The sequence below is a fragment of the Rhodococcus sp. Leaf225 genome (assembly GCF_001426145.1).
Lineage (GTDB): Bacteria > Actinomycetota > Actinomycetes > Mycobacteriales > Mycobacteriaceae > Rhodococcoides.
Genome location: NZ_LMRN01000007.1, coordinates 588,660 through 601,098, shown reverse-complemented (window position 1 = coordinate 601,098; position 12,439 = coordinate 588,660). Strand labels below are relative to the sequence as shown.

Genomic DNA, 12,439 nt, shown 5'->3' with positions numbered 1-12,439 from the left:
GTCCCGACCGTGTCCCCTCGTTTCTCGGCTCGTGACCTCGCTCAGGTCGCCGTCTTCGCGGCACTGATCGCGGCACTCGGCCTTCCCGGCTCCATCACGGTCGGCATCAGCGGTGTGCCCATCACCCTGCAGACCCTCGGCGTCATCGCCGCGGGCGCGGTTCTCGGCGCCCGCAAGGGTGCGGCCGCGGTACTGGTCCTGCTCGCACTCGTCGCGATCGGCCTCCCGTTGCTCGCCGGCGGACGCGGCGGTCTCGGCGTCTTCGCGGCCCCCAGCGTCGGGTACCTCGTCGGATGGGTCGTGGGCGCCTTCGTCATCGGCGCGCTCACGCGGCTGATCGTCCCGTCCTACCCGCTGTGGGCCGGTCTGCTCGTCAACGCCGTGGGCGGCATCGCCGTCATCTACGTCTTCGGCGTCCTCGGCCTCCTGCTGCGCACCGACCTCGGCGTAGGGGCGGCCATCGCGTCCACGGGCGCCTACGTTCCCGGCGACGCGGTCAAGGTCGTCGTCGCGACCGTCGTCGCGAAGGGCGTGCACCGCGCCTACCCCGGTCTCGTCGCGCCGCGGCGTCGCGCGACCGTCGGGTCCGCCGCCTGACATGGTGCGCTCGTCCCCGCGCGATCCGATCCTGCTGGCGGGACGGCGGACGGCGATCGGCACGGCGGGGCATGCGTTCGCCGACCTGACGGCCGCCGACCTCGCGGCACCCGTCCTCGCCGACGTCGCTCGCCGGGTGCACCATTTCGGCCGCATCGACGACGTCGTCCTGGGCAACTGCCTCGGTCCCGGCGGCGACCTCGCTCGGGTCGCCGCGCTGCAGGCCGGTCTCGGTCACCACGTCCCTGGCGTGACGGTCGACCGCCAGTGCGGCTCGGGCCTCGACGCCGTGGCCCTGGCCTCGTCCCGTGTCCGCGCGGGTGACGACGCCCTGATTCTCGCGGGGGGAGTCGAATCGGCGAGCACGGCGCCGTGGCGTTTCCACGCCCCGGTCGGCGACGGGGGTCCGCAGCGGTACACGCGCGCACCGTTCACCCCGCGCGGTCAACCCGACCCCGACATGGGCACGGCCGCGGACGATCTCGCCCGCACGCTCGGCATCGACCGGGAGCAACAGGACGCGTACGCCGAACGCTCGCACCGACTCGCCTCGCAGACGGACTTCTCGGCGGAGATCGTCACCGTCGCCGGGATCGATCGGGACGAGCGGGTGCGCAGCGGACTCACCACGGCGCGTCTGAGCAGGCTGCGTCCGGCGTTCTCCCCCGACGGCACCGCCACCGCGGGCAACTCGTGCGGCATCTCCGACGGCGCGGCCGTGCTCGCCGTGACGACCGCGGACCGGGCCGACGGCCCTGCCCTGCGGGTACTCGGCTCGGCCGTCGCCGGGACGGATCCCGCGCTCCCCGGACTGTCCCCCGTGCCCGCGGTCCGCGCCGTCCTCGACCGCTGCGGAGTGGACCTGTCCGACGTCGGGATCGTCGAGATCACCGAGGCCTTCGCCTCGGTGGCCCTGGCGGCCGTCGACCGGCTGGGCATCGATCCGGACATCGTGTGCCCGCACGGAGGGGCCATCGCGCTCGGACACCCGTGGGGCGCCTCCGGAGCGATTCTCCTCGTCCGGTTGGCTGAGCAGATGGCCACGACCGACTCCCCCGCTCTCGGTCTTGTGGTGTGCGCCATCGGCGGTGGTCAGGGCATCGCCATGCTCGTGGAACGAGTCGGAGCATGAGCGTGATCCGGTTCGATCACGTCTCGCACGGATACGGCGATCGGCCCGTGCTGCGCGACATCGATCTCGAGATCACCGAACACCGCGTCGGCATCGTCGGATCCAACGGCTCCGGGAAGTCGACCCTGGCCCGCATGATCAACGGTCTGGTGTCGCCGAGTTCCGGCACCGTCACCGTCGACGGTCTGAACGTCGCGCGCAAGGGTGGCCAGGTGCGACGGAAGGTCGGGTTCGTGTTCACGGACCCGGACAACCAGATCGTGATGCCGACCGTCGCCGAAGATCTGGCGTTCTCGCTGCGCCGCACCGGAGCGTCGAAGGACGAGGTGGCGGACCGCGTCGCCGACATGCTCGACCGTTTCGGGCTGGCCGGTCACGCCGATCATCCCGCGCACCTGTTGTCCGGCGGACAGAAACAGATGCTTGCGATCGGCGCAGTGCTGATCCGCCGACCCGAGGTCCTGGTGGCCGACGAACCCACCACGCTTCTCGATCTCCGCAACTCCCGCAAGGTCGGCGCGGTGTTCGACACTCTCGAGCAGCAGGTCGTCGTGGTGACACATCACCTCGATCTCCTGACGAACTTCGATCGCGTCATCGTGATCCACGACGCTCGGGTCGCCCACGACGGACGGCCCGCCGACGCCCTGCCCGCGTACGAGGCGCTGCTCGAATGATCGGCCTCTACCGACCCGGTCACTCGCTCCTGCACCGACTTCCGGCCGGGTGGAAGCTTCTGCTGCTCATGGTCGGCGTCATCGCGGTCATCGCCCTCGTTCGCCGACCGGTCGACGTCGCGGTCGCTGCCGGCGTGGTCGCCGTTCTCTTCGGGATCGGGGGCATCGGCCCGCGGACCGCACTCGCGCAGATCCGGCCGCTCTTCTGGATGATCGCGATCATCGCGGTGTTCCAGGTGATCATCACGACCCCGGCCCGCGCCGTGGTCGTGTGCGGGATTCTCGTCGTCACGGTGGCCGCGGCGAGTCTGGTCACCCTCACCACCCGGGTGACCGCGATGCTCGACGTGTGCGGCAAGGTCCTGGAACCGTTGCGGCGCTTCGGCGTCGACCCCGACCGCATCGGACTGCTGCTGGCACTGACGATCCGGCTCGTCCCCGTCCTCACCGGCATCGTGCACGAGGTCTCCGACGCACGGAAGGCCCGCGGACTGCAGTGGTCGATGACCGCGCTGGCGACACCCGTGGTGGTCCGCGCGCTGCGGACCGCGGATGCGCTGGGAGACAGTCTCGTCGCCCGCGGTGTGGACGACGACCGGGACGATGACGCGTGATCGCGGACTCGATCGACGAGCGCATCGGTCGTCGCGCCCGGGACCGTCCGGACTCGCTCGCGGTCGTCGCCGCGGACGGCAGTCTCACCTATCGTGAGATGTGGGATCGGTCGGGACGCGTCGCCGCACGCCTGCTCGGTGCGAAGCGAGTGGCCGTACTCCCGGCGTCCGATCTCGGTTCCGTCGTCACGGTTCTCGGCGCGATCCGTGCAGGTTGCTCGCTCGTCCTCCTGCACCGCCACCTGCTTCCCGACCACCTCGCATCGGTTCTCGAGATCGGTCGCCCCGCTGCGGTGATCGCCACGGAGCGCGGGCGGACCCGGCTGCGTCGACTCGGCGTCACCGGCACGCTCACCTCGCCCGACGACCTCGCCGCCGCACCCGCGGTCCCCCTCCCGGCACCGGACGAGGCCGGAGAACTGTTGGCGGGGTTGACCTCCGGCACGTCGGGCACTCCCAAGCTCTTCGTCCGCTCGCGGCGATCGTGGTCGCGCACGCTCGATCGGTCCGACGAGGAGTTCACCGTGGACCGGCACTCCCGGGTGGCCGCACCGGGCGTCCTGGACCACACCCACTTCCTCTACGGACTGGTGCACGCGCTCACGCGAGGTGCTGCCGTGGACCTACGACCCCTCGAGTCGTGGTCCTCCGCGGGAGATGTCGACCCGACGCACGTCTACACCGTGCCCACCCTCGCACACGACATCGCCGTGTCCACCCGACCCGGGCTGGCGCAGGTCCGAGAAGTGTTGTCCTCCGGTGCTTTCTGGCCCCGCTCCGGTCGCGACGCCCTGTCCGCTCGCGTTCCCGGCGCTCGGCTCGTGCACTTCTACGGAGCCTCGGAACTGTCGTTGGTGGCCGTGGACTCCTCCACCGAACCGGTTCCCGACGGCTCCGCCGGGCGGCTCGTCTCGGGAGTCCGCACGAGAACCGTTTACGGCGTCGTCAGCGTGCACAGCGACATGCTGTTCGACGGATACCTGACCCACCCCGATCACGCGGAACCGTCCGACGGGCCCGTGAACGGGTGGACGAGCGTGGGCGATCGGGGCGAGATCCGCGGCGGGTGGCTGTTTCTCGCGGGCCGCAGTTCCGACACCATCGTGCGCGGCGGCCTCAAGGTGGAGCCACTCGATGTGGAGACCGCCCTGCGGGGGTTTCCCGGCGTGCTCGACGCGGCGTGTGTGGGCGAGCCGGATCCGAGGATGGGGCACGTCCCGGTCGCGGCGATCACGGTCTCGGAGCCGGTCGACCGCACCGCTCTGCGGCGTCATCTGCGGGCGCACCTCGAGGCACCGGCGATGCCCACTCGCGTGGTCACGGTGCCCGCGCTCCCCCGCACGGCCCGCGGCAAGCTCGACCGCCCTGCCGTCCTGGCGATGATCGCGACCGGGCCTGGAGCCTGACGGCTCGCTGTGCTGCGGACGTATTGTCCGAACAAACTATTGACTTCCCTTGTGATGTGGATTACACATATGTCGGGCCGCGACCGAACAGGTCACCGGCTCGATCCATTCCAGTCGTACCCAGTATGTCGCCGCGTTGTTCTCTCGTCGGCGTTCGAGAAAGAGACCGAATGACACGTCATTTCACCCGTCGGGGCACTGCTGTCGCTCTCGGCGTGGCACTGAGCGTCAGCCTGGCAGCGGGCTGCTCCAGTTCGGGCGGCGCACCGGAGTCCTCCGGTGACGGCGGCGGCAACGCCGGCACGGCCGACACCCCGCGCGCCACGATCGCGATGATCACGCACGAGGTTCCCGGTGACACGTTCTGGGACCTCATCCGCAAGGGCGCCGAGGCGGCTGCGGCCAAGGACAACATCGAGCTGCGCTACTCGGCCGATCCCGAGGCACCGAACCAGGCCAACCTGGTGCAGAGCGCCATCGACTCCGACGTCGACGGCATCGCGGTCACACTGGCCAAGCCCGACGCCATGGCACCCGCCGTCGAGGCCGCCACGGCCGCCGGCATCCCGGTCGTCGCCTTCAACTCCGGCTACGACGCGTGGAAGGACCAGGGCGTCCAGCAGTACTTCGGCCAGGACGAGACCATCGCCGGCCAGGCCGTCGGTGCGCGTCTGACCACCGAGGGTGCGAAGAAGACCCTCTGCATCATCCAGGAGCAGGGCCAGGTCGCCCTCGAATCCCGTTGCGCGGGTGTGACGCAGGGCTTCACCGGCGGTTCCACCGAGATCCTGAACGTCAACAGCAAGGACATGCCGTCCGTCGAGGCCACCATCACGGCCAAGCTGCAGCAGGATCCGACCATCGACCACATCGTCGCCCTGGGCGCTCCCATCGCGCTGACCGCGGTGCAGTCCAAGGCGAACGCCAACTCCGAGGCCACGGTGGTCACCTTCGACACCAACGCCGCACTCGTCGAGGCCATCCAGAGCGGCGACGTCGCGTGGGCCGTCGATCAGCAGCCCTACCTCCAGGGCTACCTGGCCGTCGACTCGCTGTGGCTGTACCTGAACAACGGCAACACCATCGGTGGCGGCACGCCCGTTCTGACCGGCCCGGCCTTCATCGACTCGACGAACATCGACGCGATCGCCGAGTACGCCAAGGGCGGCACTCGCTAGCCTCCACGCACACGAGATCCGGTGCAGAGATCCGCGTTCACCGCGGATCTCTGCACCGGATTCGTCGTCGTGGGGTCAGGTCAGGTCGTTGTTCTTCGTCTCCACCAGTGCTCGCGTGCAGATCAGACTGAGCACCGACAGGAGCGCCAGCATGACGCCCACGGCGATGCTGCCGAACTGCGCCGTCAACGGAGCCGCCAGCAGCGGCGGGATCGCACCGCCGAGCACGCCCGCCAGGTTGTAGCCGAGACCGGCACCGGTGTAGCGGAACCGGGTCCGGAACAGCTCCGGGAGCAGCGCACCGGTGGGGCCGTAGGCGATACCGAAGATGGACAGGGTCACGCACATCGCGATCACGTACGCCGTACTCGATCCCGTGTCGAGGATCGGGAACAGGGCGAGCGACCAGGGAACGGCCACCGCGCAGGACACCATGATGACGCGGCGCCGACCCACCCGATCCGAGAACGTCGCCGACAGCGCGATGGTGATGCCGAAGATCACCGCACCGACGATGCCGGTCCACAGCACGAACGGCCGGTCGAAGCCGAGGGTCTTCGTGCCGTAGCTCGTGAGATACGCGGTGCCCATGTAGAACAGCGAGAACAGCGACGCCAGCGCACCGGCCGCGAGCAGCACCTCGCGCTTCTGCACGTGCCACGCCTCGAGCACCGGGAGCCGGGTGGGAGCGGACGGCGTGGTCGCGGCGGCGGCCTGATCGGCCTTGAACACCGGCGTCTCCTCGATCGCCAGGCGCATGTAGAGACCGATCAGCACCAGCACGGCGCTGAAGAGGAACGGGATTCGCCACCCGTAGTTCAGGAACGTGTCGTTGGTGTCGCCGAACACGGCGCCGGTCACCAGGAACGTCGCGCTGGAGAGGATGAAGGCGGCGGCCGGACCGAGCTGCGGGAACATGCCGTAGAAGCCGCGCCGCTTCGCCGGTGCGTACTCGGCGGTCAGCAGCGTCGCTCCCGCCCATTCGCCGCCGACGGCGAACCCCTGCCCGAACCGCAGCACCACCAGGATGATCGGTGCGGCGACGCCGATGGTCGCGGCACCGGGGAGCAGCCCGATGACGAAGGTGGAGACACCCATCAGCAGCAGCGTCGAGATCAGCGTCTTCTTGCGGCCGATGCGGTCGCCGAAGTGACCGAACAGCACGGCTCCCGCGGGACGCGCGACGAAGGCGACGGCGAAGGTGGCGAACGAGGCGACGGTGCCGGCCGTCGATCCCAGTGCCGGGAAGAACACCGTCGGGAACACCAGCGCGGCCGCGGTGCCGTAGATGAAGAAGTCGTAGAACTCGATGGTCGTTCCGATGCCGCTGGCGACGGCCACCTTGCGGACGCTCGTGGCGGGCGGTGCCGCGACGGGTGGTGCCGAGGTGGCGCGCGCCGTCGCGTCGTCCGGCGAAACTGTGGTCATGGTTCTCCATCCGAGGTGAGGATCGTCCGAATCGTCGGACTCGGGAGGAACGTATGTGACCTGAACCACTCCCACCACCCTCCGAAGAGGGGGGCGGGATCCGGCGGGCGGGCGGTCGCCCGGCGCTACGCTCGACCGATGATCGTCGATGCCCTGCTCGCCGTACTCCCCGCCGATCGGGTGGTGGTCGATCCCGACGTCATGGCGTCCTTCCAGCACGACGAGGCCGAGTGGGCACCGTCCGCGACCCCTCTCGCGGTGGTGCGTCCCGCCACGGCCGACGAGGTCCAGGCGACGGTACGGGCGTGCCTCGCTCACGGCACCGCCGTCGTGACCCGCGGCGCCGGAACAGGGCTCTCCGGGGGTGCGAACGCCACCGCGGGGTGCATCGTCCTCGCTCTCGACCGCATGACCGCGATCACCGAGATCGATCACCTCGAGCGGTACGCCGTCGTGCAGCCGGGTGTGGTCAACGACGATCTGCGCGCTGCCGTCGCGGAGGTCGGCCTGTGGTATCCCCCGGATCCGGCGAGTTCGCCGTGGTCGACCATCGGCGGCAACGTCGCCACCAACGCCGGCGGCCTGTGCTGCGTCAAGTACGGCGTGACCCGCGACTACGTCATGGGCATGGAGGTGGTCACGGGTACCGGTGAGAAGGTTCGACTCGGCCGACGCACCGCGAAGGGCGTCGCGGGGTACGACCTCGCCGGACTGATGGTCGGCTCCGAGGGAACGCTCGGCGTCATCACCGAGATCACCGTGAAGCTGCGCCCCTTGCAGGACCCGCAACGCACCGTAGCCGGCTACTTCGACTCGATCGTCGACGCGGGCCGAGCGGTCGCCGCCGTCGCCGCTGCCGGGCTCACTCCCTCCGCTCTGGAACTGGTGGACAAACAGTGCCTCCTCGCGGTGGACGCGTGGAAGAACATGGGACTGTCCGTCGACGCCGAGGTGGTGCTGCTCGGCCGCGTGGACACCCCCGGGCAGATCGGTGACCAGGAGGCGGAGAAGATGCTCGCCTGCTTCGACGAGGGCGGTGCCACCTGGTCTGCGGTGTCCACCGATCAGGAGGAGGCGGACGCGCTCTTCGCGGCGCGGCGCCTGGCCTACCCGGCCATGGAACGACTCGGCCCGGTGCTCACCGAGGACGTGTGCGTCCCCAAACGGCATGTCCCGGACATGCTCTCGCGGATCGAGAAGATCGGCATCGCCCACGACGTCGTCATCGCCAACATCGCCCACGCCGGCGACGGCAACCTGCATCCCCTGCTCATCACACCCCCGGGCGACGACGCCGCCCGAACTCGCTCGCAGGCAGCGTTCGCCGAGATCATCGACGCCGCGCTCGCCCTCGGTGGCACGGTCACCGGCGAGCACGGTGTCGGCCTGCTCAAGATGCACGGACTCGTCCAGGAGCTCGATCCGGTGGTCCTCGCCATGCACCGCGCGGTCAAGGGAGCACTCGATCCGCAGGGCATCCTCAACCCGGGCAAGGTGTTCGACCAGCTAGGCTCGCCCGTGTGACCGACACCCCCGCACGTCCCGTCATGCCCGCCGACCTGCGCGAGTTCGCGGAAGCAGCAACAGGATTCATGCCCGTCGACGAGGGACTCGCACTCTTCGACGCCACCGCCGAGTTCCTGGGCGACGGCGTGGTGGTGGAGATCGGCACCTACTGCGGCAAGTCGACCGTGTACCTCGGCGCCGCGGCACGCGCCACGGGCGGCCGTGTGGTCACCGTCGACCACCACCACGGATCCGAGGAGCACCAGGTCGGCTGGGAGTACCACGACGCCACGCTCGTCGACCCCGCCACCGGTGCGTTGGACACTCTCGGACGATTCCGGCGCACCCTGGCGGGGGCGGGCCTCGAGGACGTCGTCGTCGCCGTCGTCGGCCGTTCCGGCGACGTCGCCGCACTGTGGAAGCACCCTGTCGACGTGTTGTTCATCGACGGGGGTCACACCGACGAGGCGGCCACCGTCGATTTCCAGGGGTGGGCACCGTGGGTCGCGGTCGGAGGCGCCCTGCTCATCCACGACGTGTTCCCGGATCCGGCGGACGGCGGGCAGGCCCCGTACCGCATCTACCGGCGCGCCCTCGACAGCGGCATGTTCACCGAGAACCGCGTGATCGGCTCACTGCGCGTCCTGGTGCGGACCTCGGGTCAGCCGGGCACGCTCGCCGGGTAGAACTCCCCCGCGCAGCCGCAGCTGCGATGCGCACCGGAGAGTCCGACGGGCAGATCGTCTCCTCGGAAGATTCCGGATCCGGCACTGGACCGGGACAGGGCGTCGGCCGCCAGGATCATGGCTCCGGTGGTCCACGTCGTCCTCTCGACGGGCCACCGCTTGCCGTCCGCGTAGACCAGCCCGGTCCAGTACGACCCGTCGTCCTCCCGCAGGTGCTGCATGTTTCCGAGCAGGTCCGTGGCCACGTCGACCCGGTCCATCGCGTCGAGAGTCAGGACCAGTTCACACGTCTCGGCACCGGTGACCCAAGGCCGATCGTCGACACAGCGGATACCGAGCCCGTCCACGACGAAGTCCGACCACCGGTCGTCGATGCGCCGCCCGGCCGCCGGGCCGCGCACGGCGCCGCCCAGGATCGGGTAGTACCAGTCCATGGAGTACGACGGCTTCGGCGTGAAAGCCGAGAGGTGATGCCGCAGAACGTGACCCAGCCGGCCGACGGCGACCTCCCAGTCCGGCTGCGGGTCGCCGATGTACGCCGCGAGTGCCAGCGCGCACCGCAGACTGTGGTGGATGCTGGCGTTCCCGGTGAGCAGGGCCTCGGCACGCGATCCGTTCGGCCCTGCGGCCCAGGCGATCTCGCCGCGTTCGGTCTGCAGACCGAGGACGAAGTCGACGGCGCGGCGCACGGTGGGCCACAGGGCCAGGGCGAAGTTGTCGTCGCCGGTGACGAGGAAGTGGTGCCACACTCCCACCGCGATGTACGCGCAGAAGTTGGTGTCGGCGCCGGCGTCCTCCACGACGTCGCCGCGCAGCCGGATCGGCCAGGTGCCGTCGCTGCGCTGCGTGCGCCGCGACCACTCGTAGGCGGCGTCGGCCTCCTCGACGAGGCCCGCGGCGCTGAGCGCCATGGCCGATTCGACGTGGTCCCACGGGTCGAGGTGCCCGCCCTCGGACCACGGAATCGCCCCAGACCGGACCTGGACGGCGGCGATGCTGCGCGCACTGGCGAGACACTGCTCGGCGGACAGGATTCCGGGAACCGACGGCGTCACGTGATCAGTGAGCGCCACGTCCGGCCCCCGGTCCGCCGATCCCGGTCTCCGGCTTGCGCAGGTAGATCACCACGGACTTGCCGATGACGGGATTCAGGACCTGCTCGAGCACTCGGGTGGTGCGCGGGGCCTTCATCATGTCCCACACCAGCATCGAGTGATAGCCGCGCACCAGCGGGTGATCGTCGTTCCGCACCCCGACCGCGCACTTGAGCCACCAGTACGGAGCGTGCAGTGCGTGCGCGTGGTGGGTGTGCGTGACCTCGAGGCCGGCCGCGGTGAGCGACGCCGCCAACTCACTCGCACGGTAGATCCGGACGTGGCCACCCTCGTTCGCGTGGTACTCGTCGGAGAGGGACCAGCAGACCCGCTCGGGCAACCAGCGCGGGACACTCACCGCCACCGTGCCGCCGGGGCGCACCACGCGCGCGATCTCGGCGATGGCCGACGCGTCGTCCGGCACGTGCTCGAGCATCTCGGACACGATCACCCCGTCGAACCACTCGTCCGGGAACGGCAGGGACAACGCGTCGCCGACGACCGTCTCCGCCGTGGCGGACTCCGGTACCTGCTTCTCCTCGGCCATCGCGCCGAACATGACCTTGACCTCGTCGAGTTCGTCCGCGTTCTGGTCGAAGGCGGTGACATGGGCCCCGCGGCGGTACAACTCGTAGGAGTGGCGCCCCTGGCCGCACCCGATGTCGATGACGCGATCGCCCGCACCGAAGCCGAGTCGGTCGAAGTCCATCGTCAGCATGTCGTCTCTCGATTCCCTCGTCCACGGCGATCGGCGATCGCCTTCTCGTACTCCGCGACGGTCGCGGCGGCCACCGCCGGCCAGCCGTAGGTCTGCGTGGCCCGTTCCCGCCCGCGCTCGCCCATGGCGCGTCGGCGGGGCTCGTCGTCCAGCGCGCGCATCAGGGCCCGCGCCAGGGCGTCGCTGTCACCGGGAGGCACCAGATCGGCGCAGAGCCCGTCGGGCCCCACGACCTCGGGGATCGCCCCGGTGCGGCTCACCACGAGGGGGGTCGCGCAGGCCATGGCCTCGATGGTCGGGAGCGAGAAGCCCTCGTACAGCGACGGCACGCAGGCCACGTCGGCCGACGCCAGCACGCGCGCCAGTTCGGCGTCGTCGAGACCGCTCCGCGTCCGCACGATGTCGTCGATACCGAGATCGTCGATCAACGTCCGGGTCGGCCCTGCGGGGTCCACCTTCGACACCAGTTCGAGTTCGACATCCCGCTCGGTGCGCATCTTCGCGACCGCCTCGAGAAGGTGCCGCACACCCTTGAGGGCGACGTCGGCACTCGCGACGGCGACGATGCGGCCGGGAACTCGCGGCGCCGCGCCGGGGGTGAACACGGTGGTGTCGACCCCGAGCGGGACCACCGTCACCGCACCCGGAGCGACCCCGAACGCGTCCACGATGTCCACCGCGGACGAGCGGGACACGGTCAGCAACCGCGGGATCCGGCGCGCCACCCGCCGCTGCATGGTGAGGAAGCCGTACCAGCGCCGCACGGTGATCCGTCGTCGCCACGGCGCCGCCGCGAGGTCGAGGGCACGGTCGCGGGTGATGGGGTGATGAATGGTGGCCACGAGCGGCAACGGGATGCGCAGCAATCCGTAGCTCAGCGACTGGTTGTCGTGCACCACGTCGAACTCGTCGGCTCGCGCGCGCAGCAGACGAGCGGCGCGCGCCCCGAACGTGCGGGGCTCCGGGAACCCGGCCGTCCACATGGTCAGCACCTCGGACACGTCGACCAGGTCTCGGATCTCGGAGGGCCGCGGGGTGCGGAACGGATCGTCGTCTCGATAGAGGTCGAGGCTCGGTACTCGCGTGAGCCGCACCCGCGGGTCGAGATCGGGATAGGGCTGACCGGAGAACACCTCGACCTCGTGCCCCTCGTCCACCAGCGCTCGACTCAGACGCGCGACGTAGACACCCTGACCGCCGACGTGGGGCTTGCTCCGGTAGGACAGCAGAGCGATACGCACGTGGGTCCCCCGAGCTGTCGCGGCAGTGTGATGGCAGACACCCTCGCCGCGGTGGAACCGGCGATCATGTCCCGATGTGTCTACCACCTTCCGTTCTTCTCGAATCCACACGACCGACCACCAGCACTGATTCACACTGGACGTCCCCGCCACCCGAGATCG

The 12,439-nt window shown here is 70.0% G+C and carries 12 protein-coding genes; 8 read left to right on the top strand and 4 right to left on the bottom strand.

All coding sequences use genetic code 11. The annotated features are described in order from the left end of the window. Positions 1-9: 9 nt before the first annotated feature. The 6 genes from ASG69_RS03000 (at position 10) to ASG69_RS02975 (ending at position 5,604) form a co-directional block, all read left to right on the top strand. Entirely contained in the window at positions 10-597 is a 588-nt protein-coding gene (locus tag ASG69_RS03000) for a biotin transporter BioY (protein ID WP_037183888.1), read from the top strand. Position 598: 1 nt separating this feature from the next. Next, on the top strand, positions 599-1,729 hold the full coding sequence (locus tag ASG69_RS02995; RefSeq protein ID WP_056447346.1) for a thiolase family protein: 1,131 nt from the start codon (positions 599-601) through the stop codon (positions 1,727-1,729). Then, positions 1,726-2,406, top strand: a complete 681-nt coding sequence (locus tag ASG69_RS02990; protein ID WP_027503952.1) for an energy-coupling factor ABC transporter ATP-binding protein — start codon at positions 1,726-1,728, stop codon at positions 2,404-2,406. Before ASG69_RS02995 ends, ASG69_RS02990 begins: the two co-directional genes overlap by 4 nt. Then, positions 2,403-3,020, top strand: coding sequence for an energy-coupling factor transporter transmembrane component T family protein (locus tag ASG69_RS02985; protein ID WP_056447344.1), 618 nt, complete (start codon positions 2,403-2,405; stop codon positions 3,018-3,020). The genes ASG69_RS02990 and ASG69_RS02985 overlap by 4 nt, the downstream gene beginning before the upstream one ends. After that, positions 3,017-4,426: a class I adenylate-forming enzyme family protein gene (locus ASG69_RS02980; protein WP_235578825.1), complete on the top strand. Its 1,410-nt coding sequence runs from the start codon at positions 3,017-3,019 to the stop codon at positions 4,424-4,426. Before ASG69_RS02985 ends, ASG69_RS02980 begins: the two co-directional genes overlap by 4 nt. Positions 4,427-4,596: 170 nt before the next feature. After that, a complete protein-coding gene (locus tag ASG69_RS02975; RefSeq protein WP_027503955.1) occupies positions 4,597-5,604 on the top strand; it encodes a substrate-binding domain-containing protein in 1,008 nt (335 codons plus the stop codon). A gap of 75 nt (positions 5,605-5,679) precedes the next feature. On the opposite strand, the gene ASG69_RS02970 is transcribed toward ASG69_RS02975, so the two are convergent. Continuing rightward, positions 5,680-7,032, bottom strand: a complete 1,353-nt coding sequence (locus ASG69_RS02970) for an MFS transporter (RefSeq protein WP_056447611.1) — start codon at positions 7,030-7,032, stop codon at positions 5,680-5,682. A 138-nt stretch (positions 7,033-7,170) separates the two neighbouring features. Between ASG69_RS02970 and ASG69_RS02965 the strand changes: the two genes are divergently transcribed. Further along, positions 7,171-8,556, top strand: a complete 1,386-nt coding sequence (locus ASG69_RS02965) for an FAD-binding oxidoreductase (protein WP_056447342.1) — start codon at positions 7,171-7,173, stop codon at positions 8,554-8,556. Between the two features lie 23 nt (positions 8,557-8,579). Continuing rightward, positions 8,580-9,224 (top strand): class I SAM-dependent methyltransferase, encoded by a 645-nt coding sequence (locus ASG69_RS02960; protein WP_056447609.1) that lies wholly within the window; start codon positions 8,580-8,582, stop codon positions 9,222-9,224. Here the strand turns inward: ASG69_RS02960 and ASG69_RS02955 are convergent. The 3 genes from ASG69_RS02955 to ASG69_RS02945 are packed head-to-tail and all read right to left on the bottom strand — an operon-like array spanning position 9,200 to position 12,277. Next, positions 9,200-10,297, bottom strand: coding sequence for a prenyltransferase (locus ASG69_RS02955; RefSeq protein ID WP_235578824.1), 1,098 nt, complete (start codon positions 10,295-10,297; stop codon positions 9,200-9,202). The genes ASG69_RS02960 and ASG69_RS02955 overlap by 25 nt on opposite strands. Next, the gene (locus tag ASG69_RS02950; RefSeq protein WP_027503960.1) at positions 10,284-11,036 is read right to left on the bottom strand and encodes a class I SAM-dependent methyltransferase; all 753 of its coding nucleotides are present in this window, start codon (positions 11,034-11,036) and stop codon (positions 10,284-10,286) included. Before ASG69_RS02950 ends, ASG69_RS02955 begins: the two co-directional genes overlap by 14 nt. Beyond that, positions 11,030-12,277, bottom strand: coding sequence for a glycosyltransferase family 4 protein (locus ASG69_RS02945; RefSeq protein WP_056447340.1), 1,248 nt, complete (start codon positions 12,275-12,277; stop codon positions 11,030-11,032). The genes ASG69_RS02950 and ASG69_RS02945 overlap by 7 nt, the downstream gene beginning before the upstream one ends. Between the last annotated feature and the right edge of the window lie 162 nt (positions 12,278-12,439).

Bases quoted from the DNA above. Each gene is read 5' to 3' on its own strand.
- ASG69_RS02995 (WP_056447346.1), top strand. From the start codon at position 599: ATGGTGCGCTCGTCCCCGCGCGATCCGATCCTGCTGGCGGGACGGCGG.
- ASG69_RS02970 (WP_056447611.1), bottom strand. From the start codon at position 7,032: ATGACCACAGTTTCGCCGGACGACGCGACGGCGCGCGCCACCTCGGCA.
- ASG69_RS02975 (WP_027503955.1), top strand. From the start codon at position 4,597: ATGACACGTCATTTCACCCGTCGGGGCACTGCTGTCGCTCTCGGCGTG.
- ASG69_RS02950 (WP_027503960.1), bottom strand. From the start codon at position 11,036: ATGCTGACGATGGACTTCGACCGACTCGGCTTCGGTGCGGGCGATCGC.
- ASG69_RS02985 (WP_056447344.1), top strand. From the start codon at position 2,403: ATGATCGGCCTCTACCGACCCGGTCACTCGCTCCTGCACCGACTTCCG.
- ASG69_RS02960 (WP_056447609.1), top strand. From the start codon at position 8,580: ATGCCCGCCGACCTGCGCGAGTTCGCGGAAGCAGCAACAGGATTCATG.
- ASG69_RS02965 (WP_056447342.1), top strand. From the start codon at position 7,171: ATGATCGTCGATGCCCTGCTCGCCGTACTCCCCGCCGATCGGGTGGTG.
- ASG69_RS02990 (WP_027503952.1), top strand. From the start codon at position 1,726: ATGAGCGTGATCCGGTTCGATCACGTCTCGCACGGATACGGCGATCGG.